Here is a 26,975-nt window from a genome sequence, read left to right on the forward strand (position 1 = left end):
TAGACTAGAGGTGAGAAGCTTGATGAATATCAAAAACAAAATATGGTTTAAAACGGCGTTGCTGTCTATTTCCTTAGTCCTGACATCAGCGAGTGCTATTTCGGCTGTCATCCCGATGATGCTGAACCAATTACCGGGAGTCTCCAGTTCGCTGATTGAAAGCGTAGTTACGATCCCGTCCTTCTCGATGATGCTGTTTGTGCTGCTGAGTGGTCCGATCTCTTCTCGCCTGGGTAAAAAAAATACAGTCCTGCTAGGACTTTTGCTCGTGGTCATCGGCGGAATACTTCCTATGCTCACTACGAACATTACATGGATTCTCGCGTTGCGTTTGGTGCTAGGCGCAGGCCTGGGGATGTTCAATTCGCTGGCTGTCAGTTTAATTAGTGATTTTTTTGAAGGGGACGAACGTGCTCAATTGGTAGGCTTTCAAAGCGCTGTACAAGGGCTCGGAAGCAGCTTGGCTACCTTTGTGGCAGGACAGCTTGCCCTAATCGACTGGCCGTTTGCCTTTTTGTGCTATGCGATCACGATTCCGATCGCACTGTTATTCTTTTTTATCATCCCTGAACCAGAGCGTGGGGAGCCTACAGTGTGCACGACAGGAACGGGTAACAAGAGTAGGGGAGTATCCCTACCTGTACTTGGCTTAGGGGCTGCACTATTCCTGTTTATGACCTTTATCATGATTGTGTATACCAAAACAGGTATTATGATTGCTGAAAAGAGTATGCTTAACGCAGGGTTTTTAGGAACCGCTTTAACGCTGTTCTCCTTATCAACTATGATTGCAGGCTTCTTGTTTGGTAGAATATATAAATGGTTCAGAAATTACGCACCTTTTATCTCCAGTCTATTAACAGCAACAGGCTTTGTCCTGCTGTGGTTTGCTCAGAGTGTAACGATGGTTACGGTTGCCATGCTGATTATTGGCTTTAGCTTTGCGCTGTTTATTCCTTATATTTTTACTATACTAACTAAAATCGTACCTAAGGGTAGTGAGACGATTTCTATTTCGATTGCAATGGTGGGCTCCAATTTGGGAGCGTTTGCTTCGCCTTATGTCATCAAGTTAGTTGGGGTGTTGTCTGGGAATGAAACTGCCTCATTTTCCTTTCTCGTTTCAGCGATTGTATTTATGATTGCTGCGCTCCTCTGTCTGGGAATCGCTATTAGAGGAAAGGAAAGCAAAACACAGACGGCAATTCACAGTTAATGGAGTCTGAAGGAGGAGTCTGTGTTTATGAACCTGCATGAGTTGGATCAGTTGCTGAGAAGTAAAACTGAAATTGAGCTTCTGCAACAACAAAGCAATCAGGTGATTAATGATCTCTCTAAAGAATCGGAGAATGAGCGATTTTTTGATATGAATCTGAATATGTATCGAATGCCCGCTTTATTCTTTTTCGGAGAACATGATATTTATATTAGCAAGCACAACAGGTTTGCTCCGATGCTAGAGCACATGCATGAATTTATTGAATTAAACTATGTTTACTCAGGTAAATGCAACCAAATTATAGCAGGCAAAGAGATTCAGCTTTGTGAAGGTCAAGTGTGTGTTCTGGATAAGGATGTGCCGCACAGCATCTCTCCTTTGGGAGAAAACGATATACTGATTAATATCCTGCTGCAAAGAGAAACGATCTCGTCCCTCTTTCTACAGCGGCTATCCAAGAAAAAAAGTTTGATCGGCGAATTTCTCGCCAACTCTGTCCTCCAGCATCAGCACCATAATCACTTTATTATTTTTGAGTCACAGCATAATGAGAACCTTCAGTATATATTGCGTAGAATCTTAATCGAATATTTTTCCAGGCAAGAGGACTCTATGGAGTTGGTCAAGGCTTATTTGCCAATTGTATTTGGAGAATTGGTCCGTGTATTGGAGATCGAGCATAATATTCATGTAAACCAGCAGGAAAATCATATTACCTCTATTCTGAATTACATGGAAGAGCATTATCAGCATTTAAGCCTACAGCAATTATCTAACCATTTTAATTACAATAGCACGTATTTAAGTAACAAGTTAAAAAAAGTTACGGGTCTTACTTACACTGAGCTGATTGCCAACATTAAGCTTAATGCCGCCTATTCTTTGGTTGTGAATACCAACCTGCCGTTCGAAATGATATTTAAGCAGGTGGGATATAACAGCATGAGTTTTTTCTATAAAAAATTTAAGACCGCGTATGGTGCCACCCCGCAAAATATCCGAAACAAACAAATGAGAAAATGAAGAATACACAAGGACGTCCAATTTGAATTGGGCGTCTATATGTTATAATATCGGCAAATTCATAAGCTAGTAAGTAAAGGGGGATATCCTTGGAAGCGGTACTAAGACGGAACTGGCCAGAGTGGAACGGAAGATTGCAGAGACGAACCGGAGGCTGGAATAATACGACGTATTTTGTTAAGAGCGGTGGGCGAAGCGGGGTGCTGCGCGTCTACGATACACACAGGGATCGGGACAAAATTGAATTTGAGCATGTGGTTTTGCAGGCGCTGAGCAAGCAATCTCTATCCTTCAGGGTTCCAATGCCAATTCGAACGATTACAGGAGAGACACTTGCACAGGTTGAGAAGGATAGTGGCAAATATGTGTGTCTATTCGAATACATAGAAGGTATATCACCCTTGGAGCAGGACCCTAGCTTTGCCCATTCTTTTGGCGAGGCAGCTGGTGAATTGTCTGCCGTGCTTGCAACACTTAATCTTGATATGACCCCAGTCTATCGGCCGTATTATGCTTTGCAGCAATCCTATCCATTATGTAGCCCGGAAGTAATCCAAGGCTTTTGTTTAAACCCGCCGGAGCCTCTCAAGAATTTACATGAAGAGCTGCGCCTGATAGGAAAAGTATATGAAGAGATTACAAATTCGCTTCGTGCATTGGAAGAGTTGCCGCATCAGCTTGTACATGGAGATTTGAACGCTTCTAATTTATTAGTAAAGGATTCTGATCATAGCCAGGTGGCTGCACTGCTTGATTTTGAATTTTGCACGTTAGACGTTCGGGTGATGGAACCGGCGGTCATCTTATCAGGATTTTTGGGGCAACCGGAGGAGACAACGGCTGTTCGTGATTTTTGTCAGGGCTTCAGCCGCCAGATCCGTTTAAGCCAACCCGAGATCGACGCTTTGCCTGTGTTGATGCTGCTTAGAAAGGTAGACATATTTCTTCATTTTGTGAGTCGCTTTCTGGAAGGAACAGATCAGCCACACGTATTGCAAGAACAGGTCCAACAGATTGCGGCCGACTTGCTCCAACTGTCTACCAGCAGTAGCTGGATTCAGGAGGAGTTGGCCCAAGCTGGAACAATGTATGAATAAACGAGCTACATGCCGTGTTATGTTATAATTTCTGGAATAACAGAAATGAAGTCTATTGAATTAAACTCGGAACAGGAGGAGCAGATGAATAGTTGGTTAACGAACGCGTTACGACCCTATTTTGGGCTGGAGACGCTGGAAGAACATTGGGACGTGGTAGAAATTAAAGAAGGATATTTTATTTGTATGGATGGAGATGTTATTCGCAAGCGAATTTCTTCTAAAGAGGATGCTTATGGAGAAGCTGATGTAGAGATTTTTACCCGTGATCGGGCAGTTGTTCTGCCTAAAACGGCTCGTGGCAAAGAGAAAAAACTGAATTATACAAGTGTTTCGAGCATCTCAGCAGAAGGTGTGACCTTTTCAGCAGGCATTCGAAGAGATCGTCCTATTAGTTATGTTACTGTTGTGAATAGCAAAACTGGCGTGAGATTGCCCATCACTGGATGTGAGCATTTACATAGTAAAGAAGAGATCATGGATTGGCTTCAACGTTACCCGTCACTTGTGCCTAACGACTATGATCGTAAGCTGGATCGATTAAAGCATATGAAAAACCAGCGCTATAAAACCATTCCAGGAGACATCTTTCGTGTGGAAATAGACCTTTTCACAGATGGGTATGTACTGGTCGTCGGTGATTTGCGCCAAATGCAAAAGGATCAGTTGTTTGCAAAGGAGAGCATATGGAACAGTGTCATGACGATGCCTTTATTCGTACGTCCGTATTTGTGCACAAGTCGTGACCGTTCAATAACTTTGGAATCCATCACAGCCGCCCCGTTATCGGATACAACCTGGATTGTTATGGATGATTCCTTTATGCGTGGGGCCTACGAGCGGGTAGGGCATAAACCGTTGGCGGAAGAGGACATTGTGTTTCCGATGGGTTACGGCATTAGCACGGATAGCAGTAATGAAAGAATATATAGACTGTCCTGGGGAACGGGCACAATTTCCAAACCGGAAGGGGAGACAGTGTTCAAGTCTTCGCGGGAATTTTTAAATAACGGTGTGTATTCAGGTATTATTACGGACTGTTTTGGTCCTTGGGAAGAGCGGGAGTGGCACAAAACGCTGGATAATCCGTTGTATCGGGAGGAGCGTCGAAAAGCACTGGCCGAATTCGGATTCCCGGAAGACATTTCGTATGATGAGTTCAACCGCCAAACAGGAGGACTGACACGTTCGAAATATCTCGCTTATTTGGCAAGGAGCTATAGCGGAAAAAGAAAGATAAAATGATGCGGTTATACATCCTTTTTAGGAGGAACCAATGAAATATCTTAAAGATTGTCCGGAACCAGGCATGGGAACCTGGTATTTTGAAATAGACTCAGACGGTGTAGCCTATCGGCAAATTGTGATTCAGGATGACGGCACGTATATTGCTTCTAATCGCAAGCATGAGCAATATCATTTCTTGTTAGCAGAGAAAGCGATTGATGATACAGAGCCCTATTATACGAAAATTACAAAAAAAGAGTTTGAAGAAATCTGGTCTAGCAATCTTCACACCTTTAACAAGGAATGGCATCAAGTCAAAACCGTACTGCCCGTTGGGACTAAGGTAAAGGGTTATATTGAAGCCTTTTTTCCACACGGAACACTTATTCATATTTTCCAGCACAATGCAGTCGGATTGGCAGACACCCATTCATATGCGGAAAAGACCCCATCTGAGTGGAGTTATCCGAGGCATGAGATCACGGCGATTGTCCAAGGCTACGACGAGCTGAATCAGTGGGTGATTTTAGAGCAAACGCAGGTTTTCGAAAATCAGTTCAAGGGTTGAAAGATAGATATCGGAATACAGGAAGGAGAATGGATATGCATACGTTAACGGTTGATGAGCTGGTGGATCAGGACAACCATGCATGGGAAGAGGTCAGAAATATTCTGCAAGAAGGGAATAATCCATATCGCATTGTACCGGCAGAATCGGAATCTGCTAGGGGAGATTCGCTCTACCGTTTGCAAGTGAGCACAAAATCGTACTTGGGAACGGTTGCCTATGAAACAGGAGGGATCATATTTGACCACGGATGGATCACCTTACTGGGTGCAGGTGGGCCTGAAATTTACGGTAGTTTGGCTTCGTGGAACGGGCTGCAAGAGCCAGTGAGCGTCCCTGCACTTGGGGGAATGCTGATTGTGGCCTATGATGCAGCAGGTGGCTTCTTTGGATTGGATACAGGGAAGTTTGGACGCAGCGGCCACATCTACTATTTTGCACCGGATGCATTGGAGTGGGAATCCACTGAACTGGCCTATTCCGGTTTCTTGAGCTGGTTGGCTGAGGGAGATTTGGGCTTGTTCTACCAGACATTCCGTTGGAATGGTTGGCAGTCGGATATGGAGCAACTTCAGCCAGGAGAGGTATTTGCTTATTATCCGCCGCTATGGACTCAGGAAGGTGGCGGAGAGACCAGCCACAAATCACCTATAGCCATAACAGAAGCGTGGCAGGCGGTGACGGATCGGGAATAGCCGCGAGTGGGGAGGGGGACATAAGATCATGAATCATTCCATTCAATCCAAACTGGTGCAGCTGAATGAAATACTTTCTCAAAATAACATTGATCATTACTACATTTATGATTATACAAGTCGCCCCAAGCTGGTACTAGCAGGGAGCTTTGACTTTAGCTATTATCACAACATAGAGATTACATTTTACGAGGTCTCGTTTCTTTCCTGTCCGGGCGGTGTATTTTCAATTGAATGCTTTAGACTGGCTAATGACAAGGAATTGGAAATGTTAAAAACCGTCTCTTACGGATTTCATGAGGGGCCTGTGATTTGTATGGAGGATCAAACGTTTGGTACCCGATTTTTCATTGCTGCTGAAAGCTTGGATTACGAGCTCAAGACCGTTTTTTACTATAAACGTGAGAACCTTCAACCTCATGAAAGTGTGGCTGAATGGGTTGAAAAAGATGGAGAAGGTTGAAAAAGGTAGCAACAACAACTTTTAGAGACGTCAAGGCAGGGAGGTTGGTTATTATGTGGAGTATTCATTTTGAGCAACAGTTTGTAAAATGCCCGGAAGCAACAGGTGAACAAATCGCGGATTTTTTGAGCACATGGAACATCAAGCTATCGGAGCAGGAAATTCACGAAATCCAACAAAGACAAGTGAACCCTTTCCCGAAATCGTCTCCATTTTATGATCAATATAAACCGCTAGATCCTGTGGGCTGGCATCTGCCCCAAGAACAATTTCCTGATAGTTACATAGAATTGCTGAAATACTCTAATGGCGGGGAATTTCAAAATGGAGAACGTTATTTTCAATTTTTCAATACCGAGGATTTGAGAGAAATGAACCTCGCCTACGAGCTGCCAGAGTATATGCCGGGTGCCGTGTCGTTTGCGATGGATGGGTGCGGAAACCACTATATGTTTGATATGAGAGAGGAAAAAAGAAACAACGAATACCCCATTCTTTTTGCTCATTCTGGTAGCTTGGGGTATGACGAATGTGAACAGGTTGCCCATTCATTTATAGAGCTGTGTACGGAAAAATGGGCATTATATTGATAGGTGCATGATTCTGCCCAATATATAGCCAATAGCGAGAAGTCCATTGAATTGGATTTTCTCGCTATTGTGCCGTATGCTCACGTCCCTATAGCTGAATTTGAGCTAGTTGTTCGAACAACGAATCGACGGTCTCGGAATTCTTGCACCAAGCTATCTTACATATGTGGTGGCCTGATTGCCAGCGTAATCTTCAAGCACGATCTTTAGCGAGCTGGTACGAGAAGTAGGGGTAAAAGTGAGTTCACTTAATTTTGTTCTTCCCCGGACAATGTAAGGAAACTTTTTTGATACATAAGTTACACCAAATAGTTTGGGCACATCGTTTTCGTATACATATAAATAATGCCAGTCCTTCAAGGTGGGTAGAGCAAGCGTATAGGTTGATCCGGTGACTGTCACATTCTCTTTTGCATAAGGCTCTATCATCGTGTCTGCGAGCTGCCCGGTATAGGCTACAGGTTCATGATTGCCGATGGCGATACGTAGGGTGTAGCGATCACCATTTGTGGGCAGATCGGTAAACGTAGCCGTTTCAGCGCCATTGTCCGCCGTAATGGTTTTATGGAATACGGTGTCCGTATAGTCGGTGATTAAGGTCAATTTAACCGTTCCGTCCGCTTTAGAGGGATTTTTCCACGTTACTGTAGCCTCCCCGTTTTCTTTCGTCTCCACCTTAATATGACTGACGGCAGCATTCAGATCGTAGCTTAATCGAGCCGGTTCGCTTTCCGTTCCATCAGCCCCAACTGCGGTAAGCATTAATTCACCGGATTTATGGTTTAGGGATTTAATATAATAGGTTGAGTCATAAATTCCGCCGATATAGGAGCCGTTCTCATACAGATTGTATTGTTTAACTTTGGAGTAATCCTCAAGGTCCCAGGCTACGAGCATTTCGTTCGTATCGGTCAGGGCCTTGGTGATTTTAAATCCTGTCGGCGCGGCTGGTTTCCGGGCAGAACCGTCTGTTATCTTGATTTGGCCGATATTCATCTGATAGTTTTTGATTGTTTTATTCGTATTTTCAAAAGATAAACCGAAAGCTGCAATTGTTTTTCCTTGATAGGGACTCAAGTCCAAATTGCGGCTAACCCAGCCCGTGGTTTGTTTACCAGAGTTAGGGATACTGACTTTTACGACTTGGCTGGGGTTATCCTTGAACATAAGTCCGATGCTCAGTACTGAGCTGTCATCAGAGGAAGGCTTATTGTACGTGATGGACAAGTTTGAATTCTGATTAACCGACAGATCCGTTTTATACAGGCGTAAAAAGTTATCTGAATTCAGCTCTCCATTCACGACGAGGGAGCTGCCGCCCTGATAAGCGCCCACAGGCTGATAGGTAAACCGAGTACCTTTGGTATAATTCGGACCATAGTCATAGTCAACCGAGAGCGGTTTACCTTTGGTATCGATCCACCACTGCCAGGTCACTGGAATATCCTGAATATTAATGTTGGACCATTCCTTCGGATTGGAAATGGTTCCATTCGCGACATACTGCAAGCCATGTCCGGTATTGAAGCTGGTATTGAAATGGGGGCCACGGATGACAGAACGTTCAGCGATATATGCTGCGATACCGTCCCAGTTTGCGCCTGAAGCTTTTACATCAGACAAATCTACACTTGAGTTTCTTTGTGCACGGACGGGATTCTGATTTGGACCGGACCACCAGACACGGTCGCGGATAAAGGTCATCCATTGATACGCATTGTCAGCTCTGCGATTGGTGTCCTGCCCGCCAAGCTCTTCATCCAGCGCATTATGTGTGAAATCGGCTCCCAACGTTGCGATACTGTTCATCGGCTGCCCGTTATCACCAATGTTCAGACGAAGGTCGTATTTTTGCTTCCATCTGCCGAAGTCACCGTTCCCGCCCTCAATCCCGGCAAAAACAGTTTTAAGAGGGTTCAGACCCAATTGCTTGGCATGGTCGCGGGAGCTTTTCAGCTTCGCTTTGTCCCACCAATAATTCAGAAAAATAGAATCGGACACCTGTCCATATTGCTTGTCTTTGACAAACGGGCTGTTCACGGCATTAAACTCATTTTGATAAGCAATTTTCCCGGTTTCGTTTACAGTGGAGTCGTACCATTGCACATACATACCCTGATCCCGTAAGTATTTCATAAACTGTTTGTACCGGGGAATGTCCTCTGTAGCTACGCCTTTTGAAGCTTCCTCCTGGTTGATGAAGTAGCCGTCATAGCCATAATATTTCGCCATTTCGACCAATTTTTTGGCTACCGGAAATTCTCCCTGAGCATCCTGTACGAGCATTTGCTTATACGTTTGCGGTCCACGGTCATTATCCGAGAAAAAGATACAGGCGATGGAGAGAACGCCGTTTTTGTGCGCCGCATTCGTATAACCCGGATTTGGAATGTTCAGAATGCCGAACTCAAACCACTTTTCCGTCCAATCCTTTTGTGGATCGTATAGCTCTTCAGGGACATGGGCGGTAGGCATGCCATGCCAGTAGCCGTAATAGTCGGTATACTGCCAGTAATTGAACAAATATTGGCTGAATTTATTGGTATAGGGATAGCTATCGAAGAAAGCGTTGCCATAATCGCCGCTGAGTGTAAACATTTGCGTGTCAGGGCTTAAAGCAGGCTGAGCCTGTGTGGCTGTAAAGGGGCTGTTTCGTTGTTGCAGTGGGACACGGGCGCGAAGCATATCTCCATAGACATCTTGGGTGGGAGTCCAGTCCAAAATATGTGAGCTGGCGTATCCATGCTGATAAGGCTGATTCGGCCCTTTGGCGCTTTCTCCTTTATACGGGAGGGTATCGCCTGCATACACGGATGGAGAGAGGGTTTGACTGAACAGGACAGAAGTCAAAACCAGAGCAGTCCATTTTAAAGCGAACTTGTGAACCTTGTTACGTTTCATAGCTCATCCCCCTAACGAGTATTTATCTCCCTAAAGATAATCAATAAAACGGTTTTTACATAGAGGATAAATTAAAGATATAGCGTTTAAATTAAAGAAAATCGCGTTTTTCATGAATGCGCTTACTTATCTCCTGCGAAGGACATGGTATACTTTATTTACGCATCACGATTCTGGAGGGCTTATACCATGAAAAGGGGTACTAGATACACTGCTTATTTTAAAAACAACATGTTCCTGAGGATACTCGTGTTGTTCTCCTGTATTGCGATTTTGTCCATCATTACAATTGCATATGTCACGTATGTTTCCATTTCGCAATCTATTGTTCGGCGGGAACTGGATACCCAGAAAGCAGCTATGGAAAGTGTTGACCGTTATATCCATCTCCGGCATGAATCCGTCCAGAACATGGTGCGAGATATGTACCGGAATGAGGTTCTCTCAATGAATGTTTCCTTTTTTATGGACCACGCGTATTCCGAATATGTACAGCACCGCATGGACGAAATGTACATGGAGAGTCATGATTACTCAACAGATGTACTCACCTATTTTAAAAATTGGTTGGATGAAAATAGCGATATCAGCAATTTGATTTTGTACAGTGCCGACCAGCAATATCTGTCTACTTTCAATGAGAACAAGCAATTCAAGCAATTCCCGGTGCATGCGGCGCGTTCCTTTGTACCGGATGTGATGGCTGCAGAAAGCAAAAGCGTCTCTACTCCGAATTACTGGATTCGGAAGGCGGTCGATCAGTGGAGCCCCTCGTTATATTCGTTACAAGTCCCCATTAACAATAAGCAAACACTCAAAAATACCGGTCAGCTTCTAGTATTTCTAAATTCCAAAAGTATCTCCAATGCACTTGCCAGCTACGGGAACAACCTGAAGGGAGAAATTATCGTTCTGTCCAGCAATGGAACCGTTCTGTTCGATTCAAGGAATAACTATTACGGAAAAACGTACCCTTATGTCGAAGTGACCCGATCATTATATGACGATGTGGATTCCGATGCCGGGATCATTCAGACGAAGAAAAATATGTATATTAACAAGCTGATTTCTCCGGACGAAGGATATGTCGTGATTGGGGCAGTCCCCCATGAGGAAATGGCTCAATCGTACCGGGGCATTCGTAATACGATTTTGACCATCAGTGTCATCTGTATTCTGTTTGCTGTGTTGTTCCCTGCATTCTTCGTCATTAACTTTGCTAAACGAACGAATCGGATTATTAAATTCACTCGTCAAGTAAAAAATGGTGACCTCACAGCTCGCATTCAGGACCTCCGAGAGGACGAGTTGGGACAAATCTCTCGAAGCTTCAACGATATGCTGGACGAACTTAATCTATATATTGAACGGGTGTATAAAGCAGAGATCAAACAAAAGCAAACGGAGCTTGTGGCGTTGCAGGCACGTATTCATCCACATTTTTTGTATAACACGCTTGAAGTGATACGTATGAGGGCGATTTCCCAGGGAGCCAAGGATGTAGGAGAAATGATCTATAGCTTATCGGTGTTGTTCAAAAGCCTGGTTCAGCAGAAAAAAATATACACGCTTAAAGATGAATTGGAGGCTTGCAGATTATATCTTGAGTTGTTCAGAATACGCTACAAGGAAAGGTTCAATTACACGATTACGGTCGACCCCGAGTTGTATACCCGCTCTGTCATGAAGCTGATGCTTCAACCCATCATTGAGAATTATATTGTTCATGGTATCCAAAGCGACCGGAATGATAATGTGCTGACCATTGATGTGCGGGAAACGGGGGAGGTTCTGCTGGTTGAGATCCGTGACAATGGGAAGGGCATTAAAGAGAAGCGTTTGAAAGAGATTTTGGAGGAACTGGAACGCCAGGAGGAAAACGGACAAATGTTTGGACTACGCAGTGTGCACACCCGACTTCGGTTTCTACACGGAGCCGATTACGGGATTGAACTGGAGAGCCGCAGCGGTGAGGGAACGACGATTCGGGTACGATGCCCCAACAGGGAAGGGATGGATGCCATATATGTATAAAGTATTTATTGTAGACGATGAGCCTTTTATCATTGAGGGATTATACGATATTGTGAATTGGACCTCTTTTGGGCTAGAAGTTGTCGGACATGCGGAAAATGGCTCTTTGGCGCTGGAAGCGCTGGCCTCCAGACCCGTGGACGTACTCATTACGGACATTTCCATGCCAACGATGAATGGTCTCAGGCTGATTCATGAGGCGAGAAAGCTGCATGCTGACTTGAAGGTGATTATTTTGAGCGGATTTAATGAATTTGATTACTTGAAGGAAGGCATGAAGCTGGGCATCGAAAATTATCTTCTGAAGCCGATTAATGTGGAGGAACTGGAATCCACTTTATGCAATACAACGGAGAAGCTGGACAGGTTCTGGATGGATCAACGATATGAGACGTTCGGGGTGCAGGTGCTTAAGGAAAATACGTTGTACCGTTGGCTGACAGGGCAGATTGCGCCTACCGAATTTCAGGAACGTGCTGAATTGATAGGTTTTTCGTTAAATATCCCCTTCATGGCGGTAGCCGTGTTACGGACGGAGGGGGATTCGGTAGGAATGCATCAACAGTTAAGGCAGTACATTCAGCATCAGCCCGATTTAACATTGTTTCTCGATGTTGATGCGGATAGTGTAATCATTGCCGCACTGCCGAATTATGATGAGGGCAGACAGGACTTGATTATGCAGTTGGAGGATTTTTCTGTTCAGTGGTCAACGGACGGGGAAGAAACAGTTTATATCGGGATAGGCAGCGCCGGTTCGCTTGTTGCTGCTCCACGCAGCTATAATGAAGCTAAAAAATCACTGGAATATTTTATGCTGTATGATGACCGCCGGATCATTGACTATACGTTGCTAGAGGAGGGCGGGAGAAATGCTGGCGAGACTTGTTCCATCGAATGGAAGGATTATGCGAAGCTGATTATAGCAAGAGACCTAGATGCGCTTACCGCACGGATTCAGAGTGATTTTGAGCAAATCCAGCATCTTGAAAGGGTTACCCCGGATGAATTGCGGAATATGGCGCTGGAACTGGTGATCCGGTTCAAGATGGAGCTAGAAAGCATCAAGCATTCCAATGAGTCGGAACGGTTTCAGCAGGGGCTTTACCAGATAAAATGCTGTACGACATGGGCAGAGCTGGTGAGCGCGCTTCAGCATGTGGCGACAGAGACGGTCAATTCACTACTGCAAGATATGAAAAACCCTATTGTAAGTCAGGTGCTGTCCTATATCCATGTTCATTATGCCAAGGAGCTATCATTAAAAATATTAGGATACCAGTACAACCTTCATCCCGTTTATCTCGGTCAGTTATTTCATAAGGAAACGGGCGAAACCTTTGCTGAATATATCAATCAATACCGGATTGAAAAAGCCAAGGAGCAGCTTAAAAGCACAAATCTCAAGGTAAACGAAATTGCGCGGAACGTAGGGTATTGGGAGACGGGATATTTTTATAAGCAGTTCAGAAAATATGTGGGCATTTCCCCGACAGACTATAAAGGATTGGGATAAATACCAGGTGTACATGGATTTCTTTAATTTGTACCTTGGTTTATTAAGTTTATCTTCTTTATGAAAGTGCTTACATTAGTTAAGGTTAACGTAGTTGCTTCATCAATGAGGATTTCGCAAAAATCCTGAAACAGAAATGAATGAAACGACAGGGTCAGATTCCATTTCATAAGGGAGGATCATACATGGGTAAAAGCAAAAGAAGCTACTCGTTTGTTCTAGTGATGTGTATGGTTTTGACGCTCATTCTCAGTGCATGTGGAGGAAGCAGCGGTGGCGGGGAAACGACGAATGAGGGAGCGGAAAAGCCGGTAGAGCTGATCTGGTATACCATTGGTACACCTCAAAAAGATGTAGATCGGGTGATGGAAGAGGTTAGCAAGTACACCCAAAAGAAAATCAACGCCACGATCAAAATGAAAATGGTCGATTGGGGCGACTACCCGCAAAAAATGCAGGTGAATGTGGCTTCGGGAGAGCCCATGGATATTGTATTTACGGCTTCCGGTGGTTTTGATTATGTACAAAATGCCAGAAAGGGCGCATTCATGGAGCTGGACGACTTGCTTGACAAGTACGGTCAGGATATTAAAAAGACGATTAATCCTGCGTTTCTGGAAGGCTCCAAGGTGGATGGTCATCATTATGGCATTCCTGCCAACAAGGAGCTTCCACAGCAAGAGGTATGGCGGTTCAATAAAAAATTGCTAACCCAATACAAGCTGGACCTTTCCAATGTCCGCTCGCTGGATAGCCTGGAGCCTCTACTCAAAACGATTAAAGAAAACGAGCCCGGCGTAACGGCATTCGGTATGGACAAAAACTATGTTCCCTATGTTCCATATGACTATATCATTCAAAACCTGCCGATGGCTGTCAAACTGGATACTACGGACTATAAAATCGTAAACATCTTGGAAACACCTGAAATGAAGCAGGCGCTGACGACGATGCATAAGTATTACAAGGCCGGATATGTATCACCGGAAGCTGCAACTACAGGCTCGACTAATGATTTAACTACGTCCGGAAACTGGTTTCTGGATCGTGCGCAAACTCAACCACTAGCCGATAATCTATGGTCTGCCAGCTACGGCTATCCGGTGATATCGACACCTGCCAGTGATCCAATTGTGACCAATACGTCTGTACAGGGCTCCATTATGGCGATCTCTGCTAACTCGGCAAACCCTGAAAAGGCGATGCAGTTCCTGAACCTGCTGAATACAGATCCAGTATTACGTAATATGGTTGACTCTGGGATTGAAGGAGTGCATTACAAAAAAACAAATGGCCAGTATATCGAAAATCTGGCTGATTCCAAAAACTATGACATGCCTTCGTATTCACTCGGCAACAATATGCTGTTGTATCTGAATCCGAATGATCCTGCTGACAAATGGGAGCAATTCAAGAAGTTCAACTCGGAAGGAAAAAACTCTCCCATCCTGAGCTTCAACTTTGACAGCAGTAAAGTATCCACGGAGATGGCAGCGGTGCAGAACGTCAAAGAGCAATTTTGGGCTTCGCTGATGACAGGCACGCTGGAACCGGAAACGAATCTCCCGAAAGTAATTGAGAAATTCAAGCAGGCTGGGCTGGATAAGGTGATGGCGGAAGCGCAATCCCAGCTTGATGCCTGGAAGGCACAAAACAGCAAATAATCCTTTAGGTTGTGAAATAGAAGCGAGATCGGGCGGGTGTAAGTTACGCCCGGTCTTTTTCCAATAGCTATTTTAGCTGATTTTCTCATTACAGATTGGGAGGGGATACCTATGGCCGCATTTTTCAGAAATGTGATTCGAAACAAAGTTATGCTATTCATGGTGCTGCCTGGCGCTATCTGGTTCTTTTTCTTTTCATATCTGCCGTTGGTTGGTACTGTGGCTGCCTTCAAGCAATATCGTTTTAACAGGGAAGGATTCTGGGCCAGTATTTATACGAGCAAATGGGTGGGCTGGGATAACTTCAAGTTTCTGTTCAATAACAATGATGCCTATGTCATCACGCGAAATACTCTTTTGTATAACCTGGTCTTTATTATTCTTGGACTTGTGTTTTCAGTCGCTATGGCTATTCTGCTCTCCGAGCTGATTAATAAACGGTTGGCGAAGCTGTACCAGACAGGCATGTTTCTCCCATATTTTCTATCATGGGTCATCGTGGGCTACTTTGCCTTCAGCTTTCTGAGCATGGATCGGGGGATGCTGAATCAAATTCTCGCAGGGTTTGGCATCGAGCCGATTCAGTGGTATTCAGAGGCAGCCTATTGGCCTTATATCTTGATTCTAGTCAGTCTATGGAAGGCGATCGGCTATAACAGTGTCGTATATCTGGCTTCGATTTTGGGTATCGACAAATCATTGTATGAAGCAGCCATGATAGATGGAGCCAGCAAGTGGCAGCAAATTCGTAATGTGACGCTCCCTTTGCTCTCGCCGATCATTATCATTATGACGCTGCTTGCAGTCGGACGGATTTTTTATGCGGATTTTGGTTTGTTCTATCAGGTTCCGAGGGATTCGGGCACCTTATACTCAGTAACGAACGTCATCGACACCTATGTATATCGCGGTTTGAAAACGACAGGCGAAATCGGGATGAGCACGGCGGCAGGTTTGTATCAGTCGGTGGTTGGCTTCGTTCTCGTCATCCTATCCAATTATGTTGTGCGAAAAATAGATAAAGACAGCGCTTTGTTCTAAAAAAGAGGAGAGGGGTGTGGACTATGGCTTCTGGAAAAAAAAGAAAAAAACGAGATTTCCATCATATTTCACGGGGCTGGAATGTTGTTCTGAATGGGATAGCAGGGATGTTCGCGTTCCTATGTGTGTTTCCGTTTTTGTTTGTCGTCATTATTTCCCTAACCGATGAGAAAACGCTGGCGCGGGACGGATATCGTTTGCTCCCGGCTCAATGGAGTCTGGAAGCCTACCGCTTCATATTTCGTACCAGTGATACGCTACTGCGCTCCTATGGGGTGACGATTGCTGTAACGGTCATCGGTACGGTGATCAGTCTCATCCTTATTTCGTTATATGCGTACGCCATTTCACGAAAGAGCTTCCGTTACCGGAGATTCTTTTCCATTTTTGCGATTTTAACCATGCTCTTTAATGGTGGAATGATCCCGACCTATATGGTCGTTTCCCAATTGCTCGGGCTTAAGGATACGATTTGGGCTTTGATTTTGCCGCTTGCCATGAATGCCTTTTATATTATGATCCTGCGCACATTTTATAGCACCAGCGTGCCTGATGCCATTGTCGAATCAGCCAAAATAGATGGGGCAGGCGAGTTTTACACCTTTTTAAAAATCGTGCTTCCACTCTCTCTGCCTGGACTTGCCACCATTGGCTTATTTAGCACGCTTGGTTACTGGAATGACTGGTTTAATGCCCTGTTGTATATTGACAATCCCAATCTGGTACCGCTTCAGTCTATGTTGATGCGGATTGAATCCAGCATTCAGTTCATCCAGCAAAATTCGCAAAACAGCTCTATGAGCCTGGCTGCACTTCAATCCATTCCGCAGGATACCTCGCGGATGGCGATGGTGGTGCTGGCGACGCTGCCTATTATATTCGCTTATCCTTTTTTCCAGCGTTACTTTGTGCAGGGACTTACGGTTGGGGCTGTGAAGGAATAACAGGGAAGGAGTGACATGAACGTGTTGATTTATAAAGACAAAAGCAAACCGATCGAAGAACGGGTTAAGCACTTAATCGGTTTGATGACGTTAGAAGAAAAGGTGGGGCAGCTTGTGCAGCCCTTTGGCTGGCAAGTGTATAAGCACATAGACGGGGAATTGTCCCTACATCATGATTTCAAGCAGCAGGTACAAAATGGAGGAGTCGGCTCCTTATACGGGGTACTTCGCGCTGATCCGTGGACCGGAGTGACCTTGGAGAATGGCTTATCTGCCAAACAAGGGGCGGAGGCTGTGAATATGATCCAACGCTATGCGATAGAGCATTCCCGGCTGGGTATCCCGATACTGATCGGTGAGGAATGCTCTCATGGGCATATGGCGATTGACGGCACTGTGTTTCCGGTTCCGCTGTCCATTGGCAGCACATGGAATGTCGATCTATACCGCGATATGTGCCGTGCGGTTGCGAGTGAAACCCGTGCTCAGGGCGGGGCTGTCACGTATTCGCCCGTGCTTGATGTTGTGCGTGATCCGCGCTGGGGACGCACGGAGGAATGCTTTGGCGAAGACCCTTATCTCATCGGCGAATTTGCTGTTGCCGCAGTGGAGGGGCTTCAGGGGGAAAGCTTATTCAGCGAACATAGCGTAGCTACCACATTAAAGCATTTTGCAGGCTATGGCAGCTCGGAAGGCGGACGTAATGCCGGACCTGTGCATATGGGCTGGCGCGAGCTTTTGGAGGTCGATCTGTATCCATTCCAAAAAGCGGTGGAAGCAGGGGCGCAATCTGTTATGCCAGCCTATAACGAAATCGACGGGGTCCCGTGTACAGTGAATACTGAGCTATTGGACGATACTCTTCGTCAGGCGTGGGGATTTGACGGTCTGATCATCACAGATTGTGGCGCGATTGAAATGTTAGCGAGCGGACATGATGTGGCCGAAAATGGATTGGATGCCGCTGTGCAGGCAATTCGCGCAGGAATTGATATGGAAATGTCCGGGGAAATGTTCGGCAGTCATCTGGTCGAGGCGGTTCAGGCTGGCAAGCTGGAGACGAGCGTGCTGGATCGGGCGGTTCGCAGGGTGCTCACGTTAAAATACAGGCTCGGTCTGTTTGACAAACCGTATGTGAATGCAGAACGAGCGGAGCAGGTAATTGGTCAGGCGGAGCATATTCGGTTGGCTCGTCAGCTTGGGACCGAAGGGATCGTGCTACTTAAAAACGTCAATAGCACGCTTCCCCTGCCGAAAACCTCCAAGCGTATTGCGGTCATCGGCCCGAATGCAGATCAGATCTACAACCAACTGGGCGATTATACATCACCGCAGCAGAGATCCCGTGTGGTCACTGTGCTTGATGGTATCCGTGACAAACTGGGCAAGGATCATTCAGGCGTTCTGTATGCACCTGGCTGCCGGATTAAGGGAGAGTCACGGGAAGGCTTTGATAATGCACTGGCATGTGCGGCTGAGGCCGATACCGTGGTGATGGTGGTTGGAGGGTCCAGCGCCCGCGATTTCGGGGAAGGGACGATTGACCTGAAAACCGGCGCCTCGAAGGTATCGGATCACGATTGGAACGACATGGAATGCGGCGAAGGCATTGACCGGATGACGTTGGGGCTTGCAGGCGTACAGCTTCAACTCATGCAGGAAGTCTACAGGCTGGGGAAGGAGCTTGTCGTCGTTTATATGAACGGGCGACCGATTGCTGAGCCATGGGTGGAGGAGCACGCATATGCCATTGTGGAAGCATGGTATCCCGGTCAGGAGGGAGGGCATGCAATCGCAGATATTTTATTTGGGGATGTGAACCCTTCGGGACGTTTAACTCTTTCCATCCCTAAACAAGTGGGGCAGTTGCCGGTATATTACAATGGCAAGCGTTCCCGGGGCAAGCGGTATCTGGAAGACGATGTCGAGCCGCGCTATCCGTTTGGCTACGGCCTTAGCTACACGACGTTTAGCTATGAAAAGCTTACATTAAGCGCCAGTTCAATCCGAGTGGGCGAATCCGTTACGGTTACAGTCGATGTAACCAACACGGGCGACCGGGAAGGGGCTGAAGTAGTTCAGTTATATATCTCGGACACGGTGAGTTCGGTGACCCGTCCAATCAGGGAACTTAAGGGCTTTTGCAAGCTTGTATTACAGCCGGGAGAAACACGGACGGTGGTGTTTGTAGTAGGCTCCGACAAGCTGCAATATATAGGGCATGATCTACAGCCAATCGTTGAGACTGGGCGATTTTCTATTCAAGTAGGCAGGCACTCCAAAGATACCCTGTGTGCCGAGCTGATCGTACGGGAGGATGAATAATGGAGCGTATCAAACGCCTGATTCGGGAATTGTCGGAATGCCAATGGCTGGAGAAGCTGGATTTGCGGAGCTGGAACATTACACGCTCCACTTACCTGGCACCAGGTCAATACGAAGACGCCGCACCTTTATCGGAGGGACTGGACCTCAAGCGATTCCTCAGCAGTCAGGGGACGACTTATTTTTTTCGAATGCGGCTGAATGTACCAACAGCGTGGTTGAGAGAGCCTTTTGGATTGGTGTTTGAGTCCGGGGGGGAAGGGTTGCTGCGAGTCAATCGTGCTTCCTATCACGGGCTTGATCGCAATCATACCTATGTCACGCTAAATCCAGAGCTCATCGGGTCTTCCCCTGAGCTGGAGATTGAGCTGTTTGATCCGGTACCTGAGCCCGTAGATCCGCTCAATCGGCAGGCTGTCATTCAACCTCCGATTTCTTCTATTACAAGCTATCTTGTACGGCCCAATAAGCCCGTGCAAAGCCTCATGTATACCGTTACCGTTATTAGCGAAGCCGCTCTATTACTGCCTGAGGGCGATATCCGCAAAATACGCCTGTTGAAGGCTCTGTATGGGGTGATGGATCGTTTTGCGAATCTGGAGGAAGACGCCATTCGAGCAGGGGAAGTGATATCAGCCACAGAAAAGGAGCTCATTCATCAGGTTCAGGAGATCGGCGGAAATGCGCAAGCTTTGGAGCACATGGTAGGACAGTCGCACATTGACATTGCCTGGCTGTGGCCGATGCGCGAGACCGTACGGAAAACAAGCCGAACCTTCTCAACGGTGGATGCGCTGATGGATGAGTACCCGGCCTATCAATATGCACAGAGCCAGCCGCTACTGTTCTCTTTTGTAAAGGAAAATGATCCAGAGCTGTATGAACGGATCAAAGCAAGAGTCGTCGAAGGACGGTGGGAGCTGGTCGGGGGGATGTGGGTAGAGCCTGATCTGAACCTACCCAGTGGCGAATCACTCATCCGCCAAATGCTGTATGGTCAGCGTTTTTACCAACAGGAATTTGGCCAAACCTCTCATATCGAATGGCTGCCGGATACGTTTGGCTACTGTGCGTCCCTGCCGCAGATTTTAAAGCATGGGAAGATAGACTATTTTATGACGACCAAGCTTGGCTGGAATGACACGAATGTGTTTCCTTATGATTTGTTCCACTGGGTGGGCATCGATGGTACTTCGATGTTGTCCTACCTCAATCATGGCGTGAATGAAAATACACGGCCACAGGACATTCGTGACCACTGGCAGTCCTATCGTGAAAAATCGGCTCATCCTGAGCACATGTTGCTCTATGGACATGGAGACGGCGGGGGCGGAGTTACGCGTGAAATGCTGGAATATATAGAGCGTTCTCCGCTAATGGTGGGATTGCCTGCGAGTCGGTTCAGCACGGCGGGACAGTTTTTCACAGGCATAGATCAGGCACATCCGAAGCTTCCCAGATGGCATGGTGACTTGTACCTTGAGTTGCACCGGGGAACCTACACGACCCACGCCCGCAACAAACGCAATAACCGGAAAGCGGAGGGAGTCTACCGCGAGGCAGAACTGTGGAGCACGCTGGCATTACCACAGCTGGAGCCGGAGCAGGTGGAGGATATCTGTTCGGCATTGCATGAGGGCTGGAAGCTGATTTTGTTGAATCAATTCCACGATATTATCCCTGGCTCGGCGATTACCGAGGTGTACGGCACTTCGGATAAGGAGTATCAGCAAATTTTCGAATGGGGACATGTCGGGCTTCAACAGGGGATTACGACGCTGGCGGCTCAAGTGAACACGGAAGGATCGAGAGCAGGAACACCGTATCTGGTGTTTAACAGCCTGGGCTGGAGCCGTAATGCTGTGATTCATATTGCTACGGAATCGGCACAGGGATGGTATGCCTACCACTACGCTAATGATGAAGCCGAGCGGCTGGACACCGATGTGGAGGAAGGCGGCATTTCGGTGCGTATTCCGGATATTCCTGCACTGGGCTACAAAACGATTTGGTTGGAGCGAGAACAGGCCCAAGCAGGTGAGAAGCCCGGGATCGCTATGATATCCGGACCGCTGGGGGACATCTGGGAGACGGCATTTTATAAGGTGCAATTTAACGAGCGGGGCGAAATGATTCGCCTGCTAGATAAAGCGGCAAACCGTGAAATTTTGAAGCAAGGGGAACGGGCAAACCGTTTTTATTTTTTCCATGACCGTCCGACGCTGTGGGATGCCTGGGATTTGGATGACCGTTATGAGGAACAGATAGCAGGAGAAGCCGAGTTGCTGGAAAAACAAGTAGTGCTTCAGGGAAAAACGAAGGATGTGCTGCGCTTCCGATGGCGAATTCATCAATCTGAAATGACACAGGATGTAATCTTTTATCATCATGAGCGGCGAATTGATTTCAAGACGCATGTGAGCTGGAATGAAGCGCACAAGCTGCTGAAGGTAGGCTTTCCTATAGACGTGGTTACAGACAAGGCGACTTATGAAATTCCGTTCGGTGCTTTGGAGCGGTCGACCCATCGGAATACGAGCTGGGAGCAGGCGCAGTACGAAGTGTGCGGACACCGATTTGCGGATGTTTCCGAGCACAGGTATGGCGTGAGTCTGCTCAATGATTGCAAATATGGCTACGACATTCAAGACAGTACCATCCGTCTGTCTCTGCTACGAGCACCCAAATGGCCGGATAAAGATGCCGATCTGGGCGAGCACGATTTTACGTATTCGCTATATCCGCATGTAGGAGACTGGCGCAGCGCCCATACTTTGCGTCATGCGGCTGAGCTGAACCAAGATGTGCCTGTTGTGCAGCAGCAAAAGCACAATAGCGGAGTGCTGCCGAGCAGCGGATCGTTCATTAATTTTGATAGCCGTCACGTTGTGCTGGATACGATCAAGCCGGTCGAAGATGGGCTGGGGACGATTCTTCGTTTGTACGAATCTTCCGGGGGACGGGAAACGATCAAGCTGACCTGGCCTTACACGTTCAACGCAGCCTACGTGTCGAATGCGCTGGAGGAACCTGTGCAGCTGCTTGAGCTGGAAGGTGGATGTCTTACGCTGTCTTTTACACCTTATGAAATTAAAACGATACGTTTGCAATAGATATGCTGGATTAGAAAGTCTATAACCGCACGGGTGTTTCCCGTCAGATAAAGGAGCGAAAAAGCTATTGGAACAATTCAGACTTCCCAAAATACCAATGCCCGACCTTGACTTGCCGCAGGCTGTTCAGGACGTACTTAAGGAAGCAGAGCAAGCACTGGCTCACAGGCCGAAGCTGCTGAAGCTGTTTAAGAACTGTTTTCCAAATTCACTGGAGACGACGACCAAGCTAATGGATGATGGGACAACGTTTCTCATTACAGGGGATATTCCAGCTCTTTGGTTGCGGGATTCTGTAGAGCAGGTCATTCATTATGTGCCGTTAGCCAGGGAGGATGCTGATTTACAGCGCATCATTGGGGGGCTGATCAAGCGCCATATTCATTATGTCCTCATAGACCCGTATGCGAATGCGTTCAATGAGACAGCGAATGACTGGCACTGGAATGCGACCGATGAGACGGAGATGTCAGCATGGGTGTGGGAAAGAAAATTTGAAATCGACTCGCTGTGCTTTGTCATTCGGCTAGCTTATATGTACTGGAAGGAAACGGAGCTTACCGATATTTTTGATTCAAAATTCAAGTCGGCTCTGCGCAAAATAGTGGATGTGTTCAAAACGGAGCAGCGTCACCAAGAGCAATCTGCGTATCGGTTTACGCGTAATAACGGCATTCCCACAGATTCCTTGCGCAATCAGGGACTCGGTATGCCTGTAAATTATACAGGGATGATTTGGTCGGGCTTCCGTTCCAGTGATGATGCTTGCGATTTTCACTATAATATACCCGGCAATATGTTTGCAGTGGTTGCTTTGCGGCAGATGCAGGAGTTTGCGGAATGGGTATTCCGTGATATGGACTTTCTGAACGAGCTGAAGGAGCTGGAGGCTGAGGTGGAGCACGGTATCCGCTTGTACGGTATTTACCGCCATCCGGTATTTGGACCTATATATGCTTATGAAACAGACGGATTTGGCAACTACTGCCTGATGGATGACGCGGGTACACCGGGATTGATGTCCATTCCGTATTTGGGCTATACGACGGCGGACGATCCTATCTATCAAAATACGAGACGCTTCGCTTTAAGTCAGGAGAATCCGTTTTACTTTGAGGGCAAGGCGGCTAAAGGCATCGGAAGTCCGCACACGCTGCCAGGTTACATCTGGCATATGGCCCTGTCTATGCAAGGATTAACGGCCCGGACCGCAGAAGAAAAGCTGGAGATGATCCAGATGCTGGAAGCAACAGATGGGGACACTGGCTACATGCATGAAGGCTTTCATGCCGATGATCCTACGGTTTTTACGCGAAAATGGTTCGCTTGGTCTAACAGTCTGTTTGCACAGCTTGTGTATAAGGCTATGAAGGATGGCTTGTTATGAATGGAATCATAGTAAACCCATCCATCGTTGTTTTCAGTGAGCAAGGCTTTCCCACTATAGGGAGCCTGTTGCCAGATGAGGCATTTCAGGGAGTTGCAGAGGTGGTGGTCGTAGGAGCCGATGAACTGGCTGAAACGCTAAAGCATATGGACAACGGCTGTTTTGTCAACCTGCATGCACCGTATTTCCCCAAGTCCGCCTGGACCGAAATCGTGGCATTTCTCCACAGGGGAGGGGGGCTGCTTAACGTCGGGGGAGCACCCTTTAAGATTCCGGTCCGCAATCCTGCTGATGAGCATGAAGATTGGTGGATTGAGACTGAGCAGACTGCATATCATCAGGAGCTGCATATTCATGAGGTGCTGCGAGTGGATGCGTCGAAGGTAGCTTCCCTGGTCGCATCTGAGGATATTCCTGTGCTGTGTGGTCAGGAGTCTCTGTTCCAGGTGGCGGATACGTGGAATCTCGTTCCACATACGACCAAAAGTAGCGATCTACCGCACCAAATGGGCTCTGCCGGGCCGATGAATACGCAAATTTATCCTTTGCTCAAGGGAGTAAGTAAGGACGGACGGGATATTGCTGCCCCGGGGGTGCTATGGGAGCATGCCCGTGGTCTGTTTGCTGGCGCACGCTGGATGTTTATCCATGTGCCGTTGATAGCTTCCTTTTGGGAACAGGATGGTGAGCAGTTGCTTGCCCAATGGGCACGTTTTTGCGCCAAGGGGATGACGGAGCTATCTATCAAGCCAAACTATGCTGCTTATGAGTCCGGGGAACGAGCCATACTGACACTTCAAACCCAGCAATTGCAGCGAGAAGGAGCCACGCCCAGAAATCACGAGGTATGGAGCTTTGACCTGACGGTGGAGCAAATATTGGATGAGTACAATCAGCAGGTATGGAGCAATCGCTTGCAGATTGAGGTTAGCAAAGAACAGAACTTTGTACGTATTCCCCTTGGCTTTTCCATTCAAAGCGGTTTATATCGGGTCATTTGCCGAGCTGAATCATCGGATGGTGAAGTACGTATATTGCGACAGGGCTTTTGGGGGCAGGATGCCGAACTGCTGGCTGAAGGACAGATCATCATGCGTAGTCGGGATTATTTTATAAAGGATGGGCGTCCGTTACCTGTTGTTGGCATGACCTATATGACCTCAGATGTGGCACGGAAATTTTTGTTTTTGCCCAATGCAGCAATTTGGGATCGGGATATGGCCCAGATGGCCAAAGCGGGCATCAACTGGATTCGTACAGGGGTATGGACGGCTTATCGCAACATGATGCAGATAGACGGGCACGCCTCGGAAGAGGTACTTCGCGCGATTGATGCTTTTCTGCTGACAGCCAAAAGGCATGGCTTGCAGGTGACGTTCACGTTCTTTTCTTTTACGCCGGAAACGTGGGAAGGGGTTAACCCTTATCTTGATCCGCAAAGCGTAGAAGCACAAAAGCGATTCATTCGCAGTATTGTCAGTCGTCACACGGCTACAACCCATGTGGATTGGGATCTAATTAACGAGCCTTCGATGTTTGATCCGTCGCGTATTTTCGCAGACGGTCCACGCTCTGCGAGGGACTCATGGGAACAGGCGGCGTTTAGTACATGGCTGGAGCAACGCCATGGCAGCATTGAGGCTTTGCAGGAAGCCTGGAATATGACGCCACAGCAGCTTTCCTGCTTTGCTTCTGCCACAATCCCCGAGCCGGAGGAGATCAACTTCGACGTTCAGGATATGCATCAGGCCAAAAAGGGAGGCAAGTGGCTGGATTACTGTCTATTTTCGATGGAAATGCACAATCTGTGGGCCGAGCAATTGGCGACTACGATTCGGGAGCTTTGTCCCGGACATTTGGTAACTGTAGGTCAGGACGAGGCACTGGGCGCGCAACGGCCATCTCCGTTTTTTTATGAGGCTGTGGTGGATTATACGACGGTGCATTCATGGTGGCTGAATGATCATTTGGTGTGGGACGGTATTTTTGCCAAAACACCAGACAAACCGAATCTCGTGCAGGAAACCGGAATCATGTATGTTGAGACGCCGGATGGTCGAGCCAAGCGTTCGGAGGAGGAGCTGCGCGACATGCTGGAGCGCAAGTATGCGTATGCCTTTTCGACTGGCGGAGCGGGTGCGATTCATTGGATATGGAATACGAACTTTTATATGGATAATGCCAATGAATCGCACATCGGTGCGTTACGTGCGGATGGGACCGAGAAGCCGGAAGCAGAGGTATCTTACGATTTTGGGCGTTTTATGAATGAAATTCGCGATCTGTTTACAGACCGGAAGCTGGAAGAAACGGCTGTTGTATTCCCGTATTCCAATGATTTCTCTAACCGATCACTTGCCTTCGATACCACGACACGGCTTACCCGGGTGATGTCCTATAATCTCAAGCAGCCGTTCCGTGCCGTCTCCGAGTATCATCTGGACTCGCTCAAGCGGCAGTTACCGAAACTGATTATGGTCCCCAGCGCGCACAATTTCGACAGTACATCGCTGGAGCATCTTCTAGAAATAGTGCGAGCCTTCGGTGTGATGCTACTAGTCACCGGGCCACTGGGGCTTGATCCTTACTGGAAAATGACCGACCGGGTTGATGATATTATTGGGCAGCGTATACTGGGGAACGTCCAACGGGAGGAAGTACTGAGTCTGGAGGGTCAAACCTACTCTGTCTCATTCGGTCAGCGGCGAATTGCTGAGGTCGCTAAAGAGGAACTACTATCACCGGAAGCGGATGGAGCGATGGGTGATGAAGTCGTGAATCTGCCGCTTGGCAGGGGGCGCTTGATCTGGAGTCCGCTTCCACTGGAGTTGAATGGCAGAGATAAGCCGATTGCCGAATTGTATCGTTACGCCTTCGCTGCTGCCGGGGTGGAGCGAGAGCTGGAATGGATAGACGGTGGCGATCAGCCGGGGCTATATGGACGTAAGCTGAATTTCAAGAATGGGGGCCTATATATTTTCGTATCGGAGTTTTCCCGGGATACCCAAGTGCGTGTTCGGGATAAGGAGACTGGATTATCCTACGCTTTTCTGTTGCCAAGGAGCCGCTCTATCTTGTTTGCTGTGGGTCGAGAAGGTCAGTTGCTAGCAGTATATCGTCCCGAGGACGTGACGATTGAAGTGATACAGTGAACAATGGCAGGTCAAG

At 47.2% G+C, this 26,975-nt stretch carries 18 protein-coding genes; 17 read left to right on the forward strand and 1 reads right to left on the reverse strand.

Annotated features, from left to right (window positions below):
• The first annotated feature begins 22 nt into the window (after positions 1 to 22).
• From HFE01_RS12900 to HFE01_RS12935, 8 genes are all read left to right on the forward strand, one after another.
• Complete coding sequence (locus HFE01_RS12900; protein WP_107733190.1) at positions 23 to 1,216, forward strand: MFS transporter; 1,194 nt, start codon at positions 23 to 25, stop codon at positions 1,214 to 1,216.
• A 27-nt stretch (positions 1,217 to 1,243) separates the two neighbouring features.
• On the forward strand, positions 1,244 to 2,242 hold the full coding sequence (locus HFE01_RS12905) for an AraC family transcriptional regulator (RefSeq protein ID WP_107733191.1): 999 nt from the start codon (positions 1,244 to 1,246) through the stop codon (positions 2,240 to 2,242).
• Between the two features lie 89 nt (positions 2,243 to 2,331).
• Positions 2,332 to 3,339: a phosphotransferase gene (locus tag HFE01_RS12910; protein ID WP_107733192.1), complete on the forward strand. Its 1,008-nt coding sequence runs from the start codon at positions 2,332 to 2,334 to the stop codon at positions 3,337 to 3,339.
• 84 nt (positions 3,340 to 3,423) lie between these two features.
• Entirely contained in the window at positions 3,424 to 4,584 is a 1,161-nt protein-coding gene (locus HFE01_RS12915; RefSeq protein ID WP_107733193.1) for an immunity 26/phosphotriesterase HocA family protein, read from the forward strand.
• Between the two features lie 31 nt (positions 4,585 to 4,615).
• The gene (locus HFE01_RS12920; protein ID WP_107733194.1) at positions 4,616 to 5,134 is read left to right on the forward strand and encodes a hypothetical protein; all 519 of its coding nucleotides are present in this window, start codon (positions 4,616 to 4,618) and stop codon (positions 5,132 to 5,134) included.
• 35 nt (positions 5,135 to 5,169) lie between these two features.
• Positions 5,170 to 5,829: a DUF2625 domain-containing protein gene (locus HFE01_RS12925; RefSeq protein WP_107733195.1), complete on the forward strand. Its 660-nt coding sequence runs from the start codon at positions 5,170 to 5,172 to the stop codon at positions 5,827 to 5,829.
• Positions 5,830 to 5,857: 28 nt separating this feature from the next.
• Positions 5,858 to 6,292, forward strand: coding sequence for a hypothetical protein (locus tag HFE01_RS12930; RefSeq protein WP_019688168.1), 435 nt, complete (start codon positions 5,858 to 5,860; stop codon positions 6,290 to 6,292).
• 53 nt (positions 6,293 to 6,345) lie between these two features.
• Complete coding sequence (locus HFE01_RS12935; RefSeq protein ID WP_031461930.1) at positions 6,346 to 6,882, forward strand: SMI1/KNR4 family protein; 537 nt, start codon at positions 6,346 to 6,348, stop codon at positions 6,880 to 6,882.
• Between the two features lie 153 nt (positions 6,883 to 7,035).
• Here HFE01_RS12935 and HFE01_RS12940 read toward each other — a convergent pair whose 3' ends face one another.
• Entirely contained in the window at positions 7,036 to 9,783 is a 2,748-nt protein-coding gene (locus HFE01_RS12940) for an endo-beta-N-acetylglucosaminidase (protein WP_107733196.1), read from the reverse strand.
• A 189-nt stretch (positions 9,784 to 9,972) separates the two neighbouring features.
• Between HFE01_RS12940 and HFE01_RS12945 the strand changes: the two genes are divergently transcribed.
• From HFE01_RS12945 to HFE01_RS12985, 9 genes are all read left to right on the forward strand, one after another.
• Positions 9,973 to 11,817, forward strand: coding sequence for a sensor histidine kinase (locus HFE01_RS12945; RefSeq protein WP_107733197.1), 1,845 nt, complete (start codon positions 9,973 to 9,975; stop codon positions 11,815 to 11,817).
• Positions 11,810 to 13,333 (forward strand): response regulator transcription factor, encoded by a 1,524-nt coding sequence (locus HFE01_RS12950; RefSeq protein WP_107733613.1) that lies wholly within the window; start codon positions 11,810 to 11,812, stop codon positions 13,331 to 13,333. The genes HFE01_RS12945 and HFE01_RS12950 overlap by 8 nt, the downstream gene beginning before the upstream one ends.
• Positions 13,334 to 13,518: 185 nt before the next feature.
• Positions 13,519 to 14,997 carry an ABC transporter substrate-binding protein gene (locus HFE01_RS12955; RefSeq protein ID WP_107733198.1) on the forward strand — a complete coding sequence of 493 codons (1,479 nt, stop codon included), beginning with the start codon at positions 13,519 to 13,521 and terminating at the stop codon, positions 14,995 to 14,997.
• Positions 14,998 to 15,108: 111 nt separating this feature from the next.
• Positions 15,109 to 16,038: an ABC transporter permease gene (locus tag HFE01_RS12960; RefSeq protein WP_016821752.1), complete on the forward strand. Its 930-nt coding sequence runs from the start codon at positions 15,109 to 15,111 to the stop codon at positions 16,036 to 16,038.
• Between the two features lie 23 nt (positions 16,039 to 16,061).
• Positions 16,062 to 16,982 (forward strand): carbohydrate ABC transporter permease, encoded by a 921-nt coding sequence (locus HFE01_RS12965; protein ID WP_016821751.1) that lies wholly within the window; start codon positions 16,062 to 16,064, stop codon positions 16,980 to 16,982.
• 15 nt (positions 16,983 to 16,997) lie between these two features.
• Positions 16,998 to 19,307 (forward strand): glycoside hydrolase family 3 N-terminal domain-containing protein, encoded by a 2,310-nt coding sequence (locus HFE01_RS12970; RefSeq protein WP_167438680.1) that lies wholly within the window; start codon positions 16,998 to 17,000, stop codon positions 19,305 to 19,307.
• Positions 19,307 to 22,420: an alpha-mannosidase gene (locus tag HFE01_RS12975; protein WP_167438681.1), complete on the forward strand. Its 3,114-nt coding sequence runs from the start codon at positions 19,307 to 19,309 to the stop codon at positions 22,418 to 22,420. The genes HFE01_RS12970 and HFE01_RS12975 overlap by 1 nt, the downstream gene beginning before the upstream one ends.
• Positions 22,421 to 22,487: 67 nt before the next feature.
• On the forward strand, positions 22,488 to 23,807 hold the full coding sequence (locus HFE01_RS12980; RefSeq protein ID WP_167438682.1) for a glycoside hydrolase family 125 protein: 1,320 nt from the start codon (positions 22,488 to 22,490) through the stop codon (positions 23,805 to 23,807).
• Complete coding sequence (locus HFE01_RS12985; RefSeq protein WP_167438683.1) at positions 23,804 to 26,959, forward strand: beta-galactosidase; 3,156 nt, start codon at positions 23,804 to 23,806, stop codon at positions 26,957 to 26,959. Before HFE01_RS12980 ends, HFE01_RS12985 begins: the two co-directional genes overlap by 4 nt.
• The last annotated feature ends 16 nt before the right edge of the window (positions 26,960 to 26,975 follow it).

The sequence above is a fragment of the Paenibacillus sp. EKM10P genome (assembly GCF_011800655.1).
GTDB classification, from domain to species: Bacteria; Bacillota; Bacilli; order Paenibacillales; family Paenibacillaceae; genus Paenibacillus; species Paenibacillus polymyxa.